We start from the raw sequence: 13,087 nt of genomic DNA on the forward strand, positions 1-13,087 counted from the left end.
TATCCTTACAGGGTGGAGCGTCGCTCTTGGACGATAACAACATAGACGGATTATTCTGTTTGAAAGCCGCGTCAGAGCGCTACGAGACGCATTGACTTTCGGGATCGGCAATATTCGGAATACGGCAGCCGCAGCGAATTTCTCGCCGCCGCCGCGCGAAACGAATGGTTGAAAGCGGAGTGAATGCGGTCGGGGGAAACGCCCCCGACGCCTTATTGATTCCGGAACTTGTCGAGGAATTGCTGGGTGCGCTGATGCTGCGGATTGGCGAACAGCGCTTTGGCCGGGCCCTGTTCAACAATGCGGCCGTGATCCATAAAGATAACCCGGTCGGCCACGTCGCGGGCGAAGCTCATCTCATGGGTGACGATCACCATGGTGCGTTTCTCTTCCGCCAGTGAGCGCATGGTATTGAGCACTTCCCCCACCAGCTCGGGATCGAGCGCCGACGTCGGCTCGTCGAACAAAATCACCTCCGGCTGCATCGCCAGCGCGCGCGCGATCGCCACCCGCTGCTGCTGCCCGCCGGACAGACGCCGCGGATAAGCCGCCTCTTTGCCGCTCAGGCCCACTTTGGCCAGCAACGCGCGGGCGCGCTGTTCAGCGCTGGCTTTCGCCTCGCCTTTAACGATAACCGGCCCTTCGATGATGTTTTCCAGCACCGAACGGTGCGGAAACAGGTTGAAGTTCTGGAACACGAAACCGACCTGCTGACGCAGCGCGCGCACCTGATTTTTCTGTTTGCTCAGCGGCTTGCTGCCGTCGATCTGAATATCGCCGACGCGAATAGTGCCGGAATCCGGCTCCTCCAGCAGATTGATGCAGCGCAACAAGGTGGTTTTCCCCGAACCGCTCGGCCCGATGATCGCCACCACTTCACCGGCGTCCACCGCCAGATCGATCCCATGCAGCACCGTCTGACCCTTGAACTGCTTGGTCAATTGCTTAACTTCAATGGCACTCATGCGTTACTCCTGATCCTGGCGATTAACGTGGGCTTCCAGACGGTTTTGCAGTGCGGAAAGCAGGGTCGCCATCACCCAGTAAATCAGCGATGCCGCCAGGTACATGGTGAACACTTCCAGCGTGCGCGAGGTGATCAGCTGCGCCTGGCGGAACAGTTCCGGCACCTGAATGGTGGCGGCTAGCGAGGTGTCCTTCACCAGGCCGATAAAGCTGTTGCCCAGCGGCGGCAAGGCGGTGCGCGCCGCCTGCGGCAGGATCACCCGGCGCAGGGTTTGCCAACGGGTCATGCCGATGCTGGCGGCGGCTTCCCACTGCCCTTTATCGATCGACGAAATCGCCGCGCGCAGCGTTTCCGAGGTGTAGGCGGCGGTATTGAGCGACAGGCCAATCAGCGCCGCCGGGAAAGGGTCGAATTCGATGCCGAACTGCGGCAGACCGTAATAGATCATAAACAGCTGGGCAATCAACGGCGTGCCGCGGAACAGCGACACGTAAATACGCGACAGCCACGACAGCGGCCACAGCGGCGAAAGGCGCATCAGCGCCAGCAGAAAACCGAGCAACAAGCCTAGCGCCATACCGCCCAGGCTGAGCTGAAGCGTCAGTATTGCGCCCTTCAATAAAAATGGCGCTGAATCCAGCGCCAGTTGAATACTTTCGTGCATTATTTAGTTACGTCCGCGCCAAACCATTTCTCGGAGATCTTCGCCAGCGTGCCGTCTTTTTGCATCTCGGCGATCGCCTGGTCAATCGCGGCCAGCAGCTCTGGGTTGTTCTTGCGCAGCGCCACGCCGGATTCCTGGCGAGAGAACGCCGGGCCGGCTACCGCCAGCGTATCGCCGGTTTTCTTCACCAGATCCAGCGCCGCCAGGCGATCCACCAGAATGGCGTTGATGCGGCCAACGCGCAGATCCTGATACTTGGTCGGATCGTCGTCGTAGGTGCGCACGTCTACGCCCTGCACGTTCTCGCGCAGCCATTGCTCATAGTTGGTGCCCAGGCCAACGCCGACCTTCTTGCCCTTCAGGTCTTCCGGCTTGGTGATGGTGCCTTCGTTACCCTTTTTCACCAGCGCCTGAATACCGGAAACGGTATACGGAGTGGAGAAGTCATATTTCTTCTTGCGCTCATCGGAGAGCGTCACCTGGTTGATAACCACGTCGATACGTTTCGAGTCCAGCGACGCCAGCATGCCGTCCCACTTGGTCGGGTTCAGCTTGGCTTTCACGCCCAGATGTTCCGCCAGCGCGTTGGCGAAATCCACTTCAAAACCGGTCAGCTTGCCGTCTTCACCCTGGAAGCTGAACGGCGGATAGGTGCCTTCCAGCCCGACGATCAGCGTGCCGCGCTGTTTCACCTGCAGCAGCAGGTTATCAGCGGCGTAGGTTTGAGTCGTCACACCGGCGGCCAACGCAATACCCACCACGCCCAACAACCATTGACGACGAACTTTCGCAAACATCATAAACACCCCTGTGTGTTATTTATCTTTTTTGATATCAGCACTTTAACAGTGCGACCGCCCGCATAAAGGAATATAACTTTATAAATATAGTTCAAAATGGAATAACAAGCGGTTTTTACACCTGCGGATGGTAGGCGAACAGCGCCGGCGCACCACCGGTGTGAACGAACAGAATAGGGCCCTCATCGCGGAAGCGCCGCTGGGCGATGCCGTCGATCAAACCGGCCATCGCTTTGCCGGTGTATACCGGATCCAGCAACACGCCCTCTTGCTGCGCCAGCAGCTGCACGGCCGCCATGCCCTCTTCGTTCGGCATGCCGTACTGCGGCGCGAAATAATCGTCCCACAGCGCGATCGGCGCCAGCTCGTCGATATTCAGCGAACAAGCCAGGGCTTTCTGGATCTGCTCCACCTTAGGCAGTTGATCGATCACGGTGCGCGAGACCGTCACGCCGATCAACTCGGTTTCCGGCAGCAGCTGTTGCAACCCCACCGCCAGCCCGGCGTGAGTGCCGGCGCTGCCGGACGCCACCACCACAGAACTGAACGCCACGTTGCTGCGTTGGCTCTGTTCGGCGATTTCCAATGCGCACTGCACATATCCCAGCGCGCCCAGGGCATTGGAGCCGCCCACCGGCACCACGTAAGGCCGGAACCCCTGCGCCTCAAGGCGCGTCGCCAGTTCTGCCAGCTGTTGCTGCGGATCGTGCAGCGCTTCGCACATCACCACCTCGGCGTTGAACAGGCCGAGCAACAGGCGGTTGCCGTTGGTCAGGTAGTTTTCCGCGCGGGTGTCGATAGGGTTTTCCAGCAGCGCGACGCAGTGCAGGCCGAGTTTCGCCGCCACCGCCGCCGTCTGGCGCACGTGGTTGGATTGAATGGCGCCGGCGGTGACCAGCGTATCGGCGCCTTGCCTCAGCGCATCGGCGGCCAGAAACTCGAGCTTTCTCAGCTTGTTGCCGCCCATGGCCATTGGAGTGACATCGTCACGTTTAAGGTAGATTTCGCGGCCGAGGTAATCGGAGAGACGGGACAGCTTTTCGAGCGGTGTGGCGGTGCCAACCAGATCCAGACGCGGAAATTGCGCCAGTTGTTGTTGCAGGTTCACTACTTCCCCCCAGGGAATCGAATATCAACATCTGATAACCGATAGATTTAGCAGATGTGAACTGAATAATCATCCTTTATCACGGGGGGATCCGCAGACCCCGGCCCAGCGGCCGGGGAAAATCTCAGTAGCTGCGCTGCCAGGCGAGATACTGATCGTATTTGCGCAGCGCAATGCGGTAGTTGTTGTGCGCCGCGGTAGGCAGATCGTCGATAATGCGCTGATGGCTGGCGCTGCTGGCGAATTTATCCGCCGGATAGTTGCGCGCCACCAGCATTTCGTCCAGCCGGCGCAGCCGCACCACATACTCGCGGATGGTGCTGTGGCTCATCTCGGTCTGTTCGAACAGATACTGCTTGAACGCCATGATGTCGAAATAGCTCGGGTGGCTGTTACAGGAGATCTCGCTGCAAAAGCGGCACAGCGCGGTCAGCTCGTGCTGCACGTTTTGCCAGACCGCATCGTCGATCGGCTGATCCATGCGCGCGATGGCTTCTTTATTGATAATCTTGCCGCGAAACACCAGCGCCATGCGGTCCAACAGTTTGCCGCACTGGGAGCAATGGGTCTGGCTGTGCTTGTAGTCTTTCAGGTAACGGCTAAGCGGCCGTTTCTTTAACAGTATTCCTGGCATAAGGGGCAGTCCGGTTGTCGCATGGGTCATCAAGTTGAGGGGCGGCGGGCCGCCGTCAGGTATCGTTCGCCAGCCGCGCACGCAGCCGTTTGATCGCCTGACTGTGCAGTTGGCTGACGCGGGATTCCCCGACGTCCAGCACGGCGCCGATCTCTTTGAGATTCAACTCTTCCTGGTAATACAGCGTCAGCACCATTTTTTCGCGCTCCGGCAACGCCTCGATGGCGTCGATCACTCGCTGGCGCAGGCTGCCTTCCAACAGGTGATGCAGCGGGTTGGCCTCTTCATGCCCTTCCAGCATCGGTTCCGCGTTCTCGCCATGCTCCTCGCGCCATTCGTCGTAGGAGAAAAGCTGGCTGTTATTGGTGTCCAACAGAATTTGACGGTACTCATCCAGCGAGATATTCAGCGTCTGCGCCACTTCCGTCTCGCTCGCCGGGCGGCCGTAACGCTGTTCCAGTTGCCGCATCACCTGCGCGACCTCACGCGCATGGCGTCGCACGCTGCGCGGCACCCAGTCGCGGCTGCGCAGCTCGTCGAGCATCGCGCCGCGAATGCGCTGCACCGCATAGGTGGTAAAGGCGGTTCCCTGTAGGGCGTCATAACGCTCAACGGCGTTCAATAGCCCGATTCCCCCGGCCTGCAGCAGGTCGTCAAGCTCCACGCTGGCGGGCAGCCTGACCTGCAGGCGCAACGCCTCGTGGCGCACTAACGGCACGTAGCGCAGCCAGAGAGAATTTTTGTCCATCACGCCTTCGGCGGTATACAGATCGCTCACTATGTCTTAAACCTGCGGATAAGAGAGTCAGCGCTATTATGCGTAGGGGGCGAAATGCCAATCGGCTGAACAGTCGCACAAAACAGGCTTTATTTGCGCCATGTAATAACCGCGCGGTGCGCGAGCATAAAAAAACCCCGCCGAAGCGGGGTTTCTTTGCGACAGTTAATCGGGAGAGACGATTAACGCAGCAGGGACAGAACGTTCTGAGTAGACTGGTTAGCCTGTGCCAGAACAGAGGTACCAGCCTGTTGCAGGATGTTGGCACGGCTCATGTTGGACACTTCGGTCGCGTAGTCAGCATCCTGGATACGGGACTGAGAAGCGGACAGGTTGTTCACGGTGCTGTTCAGGTTGTTGATAACAGAATCGAAACGGTTCTGTACCGCACCCAGGGAAGAACGCAGGTTGTCGACTTGAGACAGCGCTTTGTCCAAAGTATCCAGTGGGTTCGCAGTCGGGGTCGACATGTCTACAGCGTCAGTACCCTTAGTAAAGACTACTTTTGCAGGAGCGGCAACGACAGGAGGAGTCGCGGTTGGATCGGCAGCTACTGCCGCAGTAAACGCGGCTTCCGCTTTGGCGTAAGTCTTTTTGCCATCAGCATCAGTAGACTCAACCATATACATGGTCTTACCATTTTTATCCGTGCCAGATACTAATTTATCACCTGTAGCCAAGCCTGATGCATCAACAGTGGTATTGTCAGTAACGGTAGTACCATTGTCGTACTTAATGCTAGCTTTGTCGGCGATCGCAGCGCCCACTTTGTTGCCTGCATTCGCAACGCTGAAGTCTTTCAGACCCAGTTCTTCGGCATTGATCTTTTTCAGATCGATATCGATGGTTTCACCGTCGTTAGCGCCAACCTGGATGGTCAGTTTCTGCTCGCTGCTCAGCACTTTCACGCCGTTGAAGTCAGTTTGTTCGGAGATACGGTTGATCTCTTTCAGGCGCTGAGTGATTTCGTCCTGGATAGAGTTCAGGTCGCTGGTGGAGTTAGAACCGTTCTGCGCCTGTACGGTCAGACGACGGATGTTCTGCAGGTTGTCGTTAACTTCGTTCAGTGCGCCTTCAGTGGTCTGCGCCAGAGAGATACCGTCGTTGGCGTTGCGAGAAGCCTGAGTCAGGCCTTTGATGTTCGCGGTGAAACGGTTGGAGATCGCCTGACCCGCAGCATCGTCTTTCGCGCTGTTGATACGCAGACCGGAAGACAGACGCTCAATCGCAGTGCCCAGAGAAGACTGAGATTTGTTCAGGTTGTTCTGCGCCATCAGCGACAGGCTGTTAGTGTTGATTACTTGTGCCATTGTTTGCTTTCCTTACGAGTCAGTTGCGTTCTTCGCAACACGGTTAAAAGGTTCGGGCTTGTTTGCCCACGGCGTCAACCACCGTCCCCTCAGGTATCGGCCCTCCCCTAACAACCTTTAGAATTTTTTTAATTTTTTTTGCATCGCCGGCAATGGCGGAAATAACGCGGTTTTTCCCTCCTCTATTGCGCCATCGATTTTTTGTTTTTTTCGGTAAACTTTTTCATCACTGAGCCGATAACGCGTAAAGCGAATAAAGTCATTACCAAGGAGAAGCACGAATGGCATCGATCAGTTCATTAGGCATCGGCTCAGGACTCGACCTTAACGGTTTGCTCGACAAACTGACCAAAGCGGAACAGCAGCGCCTTACGCCTTACACCACCCAGCAGACTAGCTATAACGCCCAGTTGACCGGTTACGGCACGTTGAAGGGCGCGCTGGAGAAGTTTGACAATCTGAGCAAAGATCTGGCCAAGCCAGAGTTCTTCAACAGTACCACCGCCACCAAGCACGATCAGTTTACCGTGACCACCACCGACAAGTCGGTTCCGGGCAACTACTCCATCGAGGTGCTGAAACTGGCGCAGCCGCAAACGTTGACCACTAAAGCGACGATTACCGATCAACAGGCCAAGCTGGGCACGCCGGGCAGCAGCGATCGTTCCATCAGCATCACCGCCGGCAACCCGCCGAAAGAAACCAAGATCCCGCTCGGCGACGATCAGACCTCGCTGGTCGAAATGCGCGACGCCATCAACAAATCGAAATCCGGCGTTACCGCCAGCATCATGCGCGTCGGCGACAATGACTATCAACTGGCATTGAGCTCCACCACGCCAGGCGAAAAAAGCACCATTGCAGTGCAGGTCAATAACGACGACAAGCTCGGCGCTATCCTCAACTACGATCCTAAAAACCCGCCGAAAGATGGCAGCACCGCGATGAAGCAAACGGTGCCCGGCCAGGATGCGGAAATCGTCGTTAACGGCACCACCATCAAGCGCAGCACCAACTCGATCGCCGATGCCCTGCAGGGTGTCACGCTCGACCTGAAAACCACCACCAAGGCCGGTGAACCGCAAAACCTGGTGATCGGTATCGACAAGAGCGGCAGCGCCAACAAGATTAAAGAGTGGGTCGACAGCTATAACTCGCTGCTGGACACCTTTAATTCGTTAACCAAATACACTCCGGTCAAACCCGGTGAAGCACAGAATGCCAAGAACGGCGCGCTGCTGGGCGACAACACCCTGCGCGGTATTCAGTCCTCGATCAAAAGCGCTCTCAGCTCGGCTCAAGACAACCCGGAGTTGAAAGGCCTGGGCAACCTCGGCATTTCCACCAACACCAAAACCGGCAAGCTGGAAATCGACAGCACCAAGCTGAACAAAGCCATCGACGAAAAACCGGAACAAATCGCCAACTTCTTCGCCGGTAACGGCAAAGACACCGGTATGGCCACCGAGATCCACAACGAGATCCAAAATTACATCAAGGCCGGCGGCATCATCGAGAACTCGACCAAGAGCATCAATACCAATCTCGATCGCCTGAACATCCAGATAACCACGGTCACGGCCAGCATTCAGAACACCATCGACCGCTATAAGCAGCAGTTCGTTCAGTTGGATACCATGATGTCCAAATTGAGCAGCACAGGTAACTATTTACAACAGCAGTTCTCGGCAAAGTGATCCCTTAACCAGGTAACAGGTAAAGAAACAACATGTATAACAGAAGCGGCACTCAGGCCTATGCGCAGGTCAGTCTGGAAAGCGGCGCCATGAGCGCCAGCCCGCACCAGTTAATCGTGATGTTGTTCGACGGGGCGCTCAGCGCCCTGCTTCGCGCACGCATCCTGATGAACCAGGGCGATATCGCCGGCAAAGGTATGGCGCTGTCCAAAGCCATCAATATCATCGACAACGGCCTGAAAAGCGGCCTCGACCCTCAGCAGGGTGGTGAGATCGCCGAAAACCTGGCGGCGTTGTACGACTATATGAAGCGTCGGCTGATGCAGGCCAACCTGCACAACGACGAAGCGGCGATCGCCGAAGTGGTCAAACTGCTGGAAAACATCGCCGACGCCTGGCGCCAGATTGGCCCTAACTACCAACCTTCGCAGGACGCCATGTAATGGAACGTCAACAGCAGCTGTTAGCCGCTTATCAACAAATTTATAGCCTGAGCAGCCAGATGATCGCGCTGGCGCAAACCGGGCGCTGGGAGGAGCTCGTCGAGCTCGAATTCGCTTACGTGACGGCGGTGGAAAAAACCGCCGCCTTCACCGGGCAAGCCGGCCCGTCAATGGCGCTGCAGGAAATGCTGCGCAATAAGCTGCAACAGATCCTCGACAACGAAACCGAGCTCAAACGTCTGTTACAGCAGCGGATGGATGAGCTGAAGATGCTGATCGAACAGTCCACGCGCCAGAACGTGGTCAACAATACCTACGGCCAGTTTCATGATCGTGCGCTGTTGCTGGGGGAACCACAGGTCCGATAAGATCGACAATACTGACGAAAATGGATTAAATAGCACTATGCGCTATTACTCTCGGGTTACGTTAGGATATTAATCTATGGCATTTGAATTATTCAGTTTATGGGTAATTGGTAAAATGCGCGCTTCGAGCCTGGCTCTCACTTTAATGGATAAACATTATCCCGACACGGACGTTTTCTGTTCAGCAGGAAATTGATTTTTGATAGATAAAACACGCCGCTGTGTTTCACGGCCCATGGAAAAATGTTGCTCCAACGCGGATCAAAGCGTAAAGATATTCTCAGATAATGGCTGCGAAATGAATATCGATGGAACGTACAATTAATCTCTGTCCAGGAATTGGCGCCTCAGCGCACATCATTCAGCATACTGAATTATTATTCCCTTCAGTCTATTTTGAGCAACCACATCTGTATCTGATACAACAAGGCCATAAGCGCGTACGCTGGCAACAACACGAGGTGGTGGCTCATGCCGGCGAGCTGTTGATTATCGACGGGGGGCAAACGGTGGATATTATTAATGGCCCATCCGCAGAAGGTGTTTTCAGCTGCCAGTTGCTGACCTGCGATCCACGGCTGCTCACGATTCAGCCTCCGGCTGAGGAAGCGCCGACGCCAATGCCGTTCGATGCCGTCCTGGCGCTGCGCAACCTGCCTTGCGCCCTGAAGCACAGTTTTGAGACGACCAGCCTGGCGCTGGCGCTCCGGCAGCGGTTTCCCACCATCATCGTGCGGCACAAAATGCTGGAAATTCTGCTGTGGCTGGCCCAGTTCGGCATTCGCTTCATCCACAACGAAGCCAAAGACCTCACCCAACGCGTGCGTCGCTGCCTGGCAACCGATCCGCACAGCATTTGGACGGCGGCCAAAGTGGCGGAGAGCCTGTCGATGAGTGAAGTGATGCTGCGCCGCAAACTGTCGATGGAAAATACCGCATTGCGTAATCTGATGATCGACGTGCGCATGAGTAGCGCGCTGGCCCTGCTGCAGTCGACCGACTGGCCGATCTCCGCCATTGCGCAACATGTCGGCTATGAAAGCGCATCACGTTTCGCCGAACGTTTTCGCAAACGTTTCGGTTTCGCCCCTACCGCTATTCGCGGTCATCAAAGGATTATGGAACCCGGCTCTCAAGGCATTGAGTCGCTGGTCGCCGGAGAAACCTAAATAGACGCGTAACAAAATGGCTTTATTTGACACAGATCCCTAACGATTGTCACACCGCCGAGATACGCTACGCAACGTTCATCCGCCGAAGAGCGAAATAAATGATGCGTAATGAAAAGCGATTATTTTCTCTAGCAATCACGTTGTTGGGGCTGTGGCTGTTGGTATTGTTGTATGAAGAAGACATGATGCGTTTACTTGCCGCACAATAAAACGGCCAGGCTTTTTATCGCCTGGTCAGACTTCAGTCCAGTTTAACCAGAACGCCAATTAATACGGCAAGTACCGTCAGCATTAAAATACTGATCAGACGCCATCTGGATTCGCTTTTCGTGCTCATTGACCTGCCTCGAATAATAACCCTACTAATCAGGCTATAATAAACGGTCACCTGCGTATTCAATAAGCCTGACAGCACCGTTTTCGCCCCTCTATTCGGTAGATTAGCGCCCATTCCTTGTCGGTTGCGACACCGGCCATTAGCACGGCAATACCGGTGGTGCCACAAGCGCCAATTTCCCCGGTAGCTCCGCCACCAGTTTTTCCACCGCCAGCCGCACCTTGAGCGGCTGGTAAGGCATATAGGGCCACACGGCATTCACCGGAAAACTGAGGCTGGATCCACCGCGCATGATTTCCACCAGCGTCCCTGCCATCAGCCGCTCGCGCACCAGCCACTCCGGCAGCCAGGCAATACCGGCTCCGGCGGAAACGGCATCGACGATCCCCTGCATGTCATCCATCATCATCTTGGCCGGTGGCCTGAACGACTGCAGCTCACCGTTTTCGCCGCGAAGTTGCCAGGGCAACACGGCGCCGGCGTGCAGATACCCCACCGCCTGGTGTTGGCTTAACGCGTCCAGCGTGCTCGGTTCACCACTGCGCCGCAGGTAGTCGGGCGAGGCGCACAGCAGCATGCCGTGTTCGCCCAAGCGCCGGGCAACCAAACTGCCGCTGTCCGCCAGTTCGCCGATGCGAACCGCCAGATCGAACCCCTCATCGATCAGATCGATCCTGCGGTCGTTGAACGAAATTTCCAGCGTCAGTAAGGGATGCTCATTCGCCAGTGCCGTCATCAAGGGTGCAATGCACAGATGGCCGAACAACACCGGCATCGAGATCCTGAGCCGGCCTCGGACCTGCATCTTGCCACTGTCCAACTGGTTTTCCGCCGCCTGAACGTTCGCCAACGCCTGCCGGCAGTGCTCGTAGTACAACGCCCCTTCATCCGTCAGGCTCAGGCTGCGCGTCGTGCGCATAAACAACATCACGCCCAGCCGCGCCTCCAGACGCGACACGATTTTGCTGACCGCAGAACGTGTCAGATGCAGTTTTTCTGCGGCGGCGGCAAAACTGCCGCCTTCCGCTACGGCAACAAACGCCGGCAGTGCGCTGAGATCGCTTTTCATCTTAATGCTTCCAAATTGGAATCAATTAAGTGAAAACCTATCACCACTGGTGAGCATCAGGCAATGGTAACCTGCAGTCATTCCGGAGTCCCGGTGAAAACCACAGATTACCGTCAGAGGACAACAGCATGAAAAAAATACTGGTACTCAAATCCAGCATTATGGGAAACGACTCGCAGACCAATAACCTGATTGACCACTATCTGGCGGCGCGTCGGGCCAAAGGATATGAAGATCAGATCGTCGAACACGATTTGACGGCCTTGGATCTGCCGGTATTGGACGGCGAGCTGTTCGATGCGCTGCGAGGCGCAGAAAACACCAGTCAACGCGCCAAAGCGGCGGTGGCGCTTTCCGATCGGCTGATTGCCGAACTGAAAGGGAGCGATATGCTGCTGATCGGGGCACCAATGTACAACCTCAATGTACCAACCCAGCTGAAAAACTGGTTCGATCTGGTGGCCCGCGCCCGGGTAACGTTCAACTATACCGCCACCTACCCGGTCGGGTTGGTCGAGGGCGTCAATGCGCTGGTATTCAGTTCACGCGGCGGCGTACACGCCGGCCAGCCGACCGATGCCGTGACACCCTACCTGCGATCGGTGCTGGGGTTGATGGGGATCGGCGACGTGCAATTTATCTATGCCGAAGGGCTGGATATGAAACCGCACGGCCTCGCTCAGGGGTTGGCGAACGCCCGCGAGCGGATCGCAGAATTGGCAGGCTGAAGCAAACGCACAGCAGCATTGATTTGTTATAACATAACAAATATGATAACCGCGTCGGCACCACTTCGAGCGGGCGTCGACGCTCCTACATCACATACATAAATGTTTTATCGCACCTTCAGCCAGCTATTTCGATAGCTGGTTTTTTTTGCCTATTGGCTGAAGTCGTGACTTCAGTATTGCCGGGCAGCGCGTTTCATTTCTCGCTCGCCGGGCGACTGCGTTTTCACCGACAGTGGCGCGACAAACGCTTTCCATTCTTTGCCGGCGTCCTGATGAGCCGCGTTTTTTTGTGCCGATGAATAGTCATCGTTTTGCCCGGCGCATCCAGACAACGCCATGATACCCAGAGCAAGATACAGCGATTTGTACATCATCCTATCCCGATAAATGACCGTCGCTATAGGGTAACAGCGCCGACCCAAATTTCACTGAAAAATGATCGGCACGTTCATCACACCGGCATATTCATAATATCCTGGTAGGCCGCCACCAGCTTGTTGCGCACCTGTACGCCCAGCTGTAAAGACACCGACGATTTCTGCAGATCGACCATCACATCGTTCAGGCTGATGCCCGGCACGCCCAGTTCGAAATCCTGCGCCTGTTTGCGCGCCGTTTGCTGGGTCTCGCTGATCTTGCCGAGCGCCGCGGTCAGTTCGCTGGCGAAGCTGACGCCCTGCGGCGCCGCATTCTGCCCCATCTTGCCGGCCTGAACCGCCATGGTCTGCATCTGCTGCAGTACCCCTTCAATGCCCTGAATCGCCATCTGATCCTCAATCATCTCGTCTCGCCGGGTAACGTTTTCACCCTGCACTTCTCCAATGATGCACACCCTAGCACAGCGTTTTCAGACCTAAAGCGGTTAATTAACTGCAAAAAACCCGGCTTATCGGGCAATCGGAATCGTCTGATAAGGCGAATAATGGCCTGCCCAGAAATGGGAGCGCCGCTATTTAGAAGATATGTGTATCAGGGAGTCTGTTTTGTCACACAACGCTAACCATACCGT

The 13,087-nt window shown here is 56.1% G+C and carries 16 protein-coding genes; 5 read left to right on the top strand and 11 right to left on the bottom strand.

Annotation, left to right across the window (positions count from 1 at the left end; genetic code table 11):
- Nucleotides 1-212: 212 nt before the first annotated feature.
- The 8 genes from tcyN to ACJ8J4_RS05785 form a co-directional block, all read right to left on the bottom strand.
- Nucleotides 213-965 carry an L-cystine ABC transporter ATP-binding protein TcyN gene (gene tcyN, locus ACJ8J4_RS05750; protein ID WP_025303236.1) on the bottom strand — a complete coding sequence of 251 codons (753 nt, stop codon included), beginning with the start codon at nt 963-965 and terminating at the stop codon, nt 213-215.
- A 3-nt stretch (nt 966-968) separates the two neighbouring features.
- Complete coding sequence (tcyL, locus tag ACJ8J4_RS05755; protein WP_025303237.1) at nt 969-1,631, bottom strand: cystine ABC transporter permease; 663 nt, start codon at nt 1,629-1,631, stop codon at nt 969-971.
- On the bottom strand, nt 1,631-2,431 hold the full coding sequence (tcyJ, locus tag ACJ8J4_RS05760; protein WP_197836153.1) for a cystine ABC transporter substrate-binding protein: 801 nt from the start codon (nt 2,429-2,431) through the stop codon (nt 1,631-1,633). The genes tcyL and tcyJ overlap by 1 nt, the downstream gene beginning before the upstream one ends.
- Before the next feature lie 115 nt (nt 2,432-2,546).
- The gene (locus tag ACJ8J4_RS05765; RefSeq protein WP_025303239.1) at nt 2,547-3,539 is read right to left on the bottom strand and encodes a D-cysteine desulfhydrase; all 993 of its coding nucleotides are present in this window, start codon (nt 3,537-3,539) and stop codon (nt 2,547-2,549) included.
- Nucleotides 3,540-3,663: 124 nt separating this feature from the next.
- On the bottom strand, nt 3,664-4,173 hold the full coding sequence (fliZ, locus tag ACJ8J4_RS05770; protein WP_025303240.1) for a flagella biosynthesis regulatory protein FliZ: 510 nt from the start codon (nt 4,171-4,173) through the stop codon (nt 3,664-3,666).
- A 55-nt stretch (nt 4,174-4,228) separates the two neighbouring features.
- Nucleotides 4,229-4,951 carry an RNA polymerase sigma factor FliA gene (locus ACJ8J4_RS05775; protein ID WP_004934752.1) on the bottom strand — a complete coding sequence of 241 codons (723 nt, stop codon included), beginning with the start codon at nt 4,949-4,951 and terminating at the stop codon, nt 4,229-4,231.
- Between the two features lie 182 nt (nt 4,952-5,133).
- Entirely contained in the window at nt 5,134-6,261 is a 1,128-nt protein-coding gene (locus ACJ8J4_RS05780) for a flagellin FliC (protein WP_049209051.1), read from the bottom strand.
- A 117-nt stretch (nt 6,262-6,378) separates the two neighbouring features.
- Nucleotides 6,379-6,549, bottom strand: a complete 171-nt coding sequence (locus ACJ8J4_RS05785) for a hypothetical protein (protein ID WP_233494396.1) — start codon at nt 6,547-6,549, stop codon at nt 6,379-6,381.
- Between ACJ8J4_RS05785 and fliD the strand changes: the two genes are divergently transcribed.
- The 4 genes from fliD (at nt 6,543) to ACJ8J4_RS05805 (ending at nt 9,938) form a co-directional block, all read left to right on the top strand.
- Nucleotides 6,543-7,958, top strand: a complete 1,416-nt coding sequence (gene fliD, locus ACJ8J4_RS05790; protein ID WP_089181028.1) for a flagellar filament capping protein FliD — start codon at nt 6,543-6,545, stop codon at nt 7,956-7,958. The genes ACJ8J4_RS05785 and fliD overlap by 7 nt on opposite strands.
- Nucleotides 7,959-7,990: 32 nt before the next feature.
- Nucleotides 7,991-8,401, top strand: coding sequence for a flagellar export chaperone FliS (fliS, locus tag ACJ8J4_RS05795; protein WP_025303243.1), 411 nt, complete (start codon nt 7,991-7,993; stop codon nt 8,399-8,401).
- Nucleotides 8,401-8,769, top strand: a complete 369-nt coding sequence (fliT, locus tag ACJ8J4_RS05800; RefSeq protein ID WP_004934765.1) for a flagella biosynthesis regulatory protein FliT — start codon at nt 8,401-8,403, stop codon at nt 8,767-8,769. The genes fliS and fliT overlap by 1 nt, the downstream gene beginning before the upstream one ends.
- 308 nt (nt 8,770-9,077) lie before the next feature.
- The gene (locus ACJ8J4_RS05805) at nt 9,078-9,938 is read left to right on the top strand and encodes a helix-turn-helix transcriptional regulator (protein ID WP_025303244.1); all 861 of its coding nucleotides are present in this window, start codon (nt 9,078-9,080) and stop codon (nt 9,936-9,938) included.
- Between the two features lie 479 nt (nt 9,939-10,417).
- On the opposite strand, the gene ACJ8J4_RS05810 is transcribed toward ACJ8J4_RS05805, so the two are convergent.
- Nucleotides 10,418-11,347, bottom strand: coding sequence for a LysR family transcriptional regulator (locus ACJ8J4_RS05810; RefSeq protein WP_025303245.1), 930 nt, complete (start codon nt 11,345-11,347; stop codon nt 10,418-10,420).
- Between the two features lie 128 nt (nt 11,348-11,475).
- Here ACJ8J4_RS05810 and ACJ8J4_RS05815 point away from each other — a divergent pair, with 128 nt between their 5' ends.
- Nucleotides 11,476-12,075, top strand: a complete 600-nt coding sequence (locus ACJ8J4_RS05815; RefSeq protein ID WP_197835013.1) for an FMN-dependent NADH-azoreductase — start codon at nt 11,476-11,478, stop codon at nt 12,073-12,075.
- A gap of 173 nt (nt 12,076-12,248) precedes the next feature.
- On the opposite strand, the gene ACJ8J4_RS05820 is transcribed toward ACJ8J4_RS05815, so the two are convergent.
- Both ACJ8J4_RS05820 and fliE read right to left on the bottom strand, forming a co-directional pair.
- Nucleotides 12,249-12,449, bottom strand: a complete 201-nt coding sequence (locus ACJ8J4_RS05820) for a hypothetical protein (RefSeq protein WP_025303247.1) — start codon at nt 12,447-12,449, stop codon at nt 12,249-12,251.
- A gap of 80 nt (nt 12,450-12,529) precedes the next feature.
- Nucleotides 12,530-12,844, bottom strand: coding sequence for a flagellar hook-basal body complex protein FliE (gene fliE, locus ACJ8J4_RS05825; RefSeq protein WP_025159836.1), 315 nt, complete (start codon nt 12,842-12,844; stop codon nt 12,530-12,532).
- Nucleotides 12,845-13,087 lie beyond the last annotated feature (243 nt).

It is taken from the genome of Serratia sp. CY47280 (assembly GCF_052168655.1).
In the GTDB taxonomy this organism is placed as follows: Bacteria; Pseudomonadota; Gammaproteobacteria; order Enterobacterales; family Enterobacteriaceae; genus Serratia; species Serratia bockelmannii.

Bases quoted from the DNA above. Each gene is read 5' to 3' on its own strand.
- tcyL (WP_025303237.1), bottom strand. From the start codon at position 1,631: ATGCACGAAAGTATTCAACTGGCGCTGGATTCAGCGCCATTTTTATTG.
- ACJ8J4_RS05780 (WP_049209051.1), bottom strand. From the start codon at position 6,261: ATGGCACAAGTAATCAACACTAACAGCCTGTCGCTGATGGCGCAGAAC.
- tcyN (WP_025303236.1), bottom strand. From the start codon at position 965: ATGAGTGCCATTGAAGTTAAGCAATTGACCAAGCAGTTCAAGGGTCAG.
- ACJ8J4_RS05805 (WP_025303244.1), top strand. From the start codon at position 9,078: ATGGAACGTACAATTAATCTCTGTCCAGGAATTGGCGCCTCAGCGCAC.
- fliS (WP_025303243.1), top strand. From the start codon at position 7,991: ATGTATAACAGAAGCGGCACTCAGGCCTATGCGCAGGTCAGTCTGGAA.
- ACJ8J4_RS05810 (WP_025303245.1), bottom strand. From the start codon at position 11,347: ATGAAAAGCGATCTCAGCGCACTGCCGGCGTTTGTTGCCGTAGCGGAA.
- tcyJ (WP_197836153.1), bottom strand. From the start codon at position 2,431: ATGATGTTTGCGAAAGTTCGTCGTCAATGGTTGTTGGGCGTGGTGGGT.
- fliZ (WP_025303240.1), bottom strand. From the start codon at position 4,173: ATGCCAGGAATACTGTTAAAGAAACGGCCGCTTAGCCGTTACCTGAAA.
- fliT (WP_004934765.1), top strand. From the start codon at position 8,401: ATGGAACGTCAACAGCAGCTGTTAGCCGCTTATCAACAAATTTATAGC.
- ACJ8J4_RS05785 (WP_233494396.1), bottom strand. From the start codon at position 6,549: ATGCCATTCGTGCTTCTCCTTGGTAATGACTTTATTCGCTTTACGCGT.
- fliE (WP_025159836.1), bottom strand. From the start codon at position 12,844: ATGGCGATTCAGGGCATTGAAGGGGTACTGCAGCAGATGCAGACCATG.
- ACJ8J4_RS05820 (WP_025303247.1), bottom strand. From the start codon at position 12,449: ATGTACAAATCGCTGTATCTTGCTCTGGGTATCATGGCGTTGTCTGGA.
- ACJ8J4_RS05815 (WP_197835013.1), top strand. From the start codon at position 11,476: ATGAAAAAAATACTGGTACTCAAATCCAGCATTATGGGAAACGACTCG.
- fliD (WP_089181028.1), top strand. From the start codon at position 6,543: ATGGCATCGATCAGTTCATTAGGCATCGGCTCAGGACTCGACCTTAAC.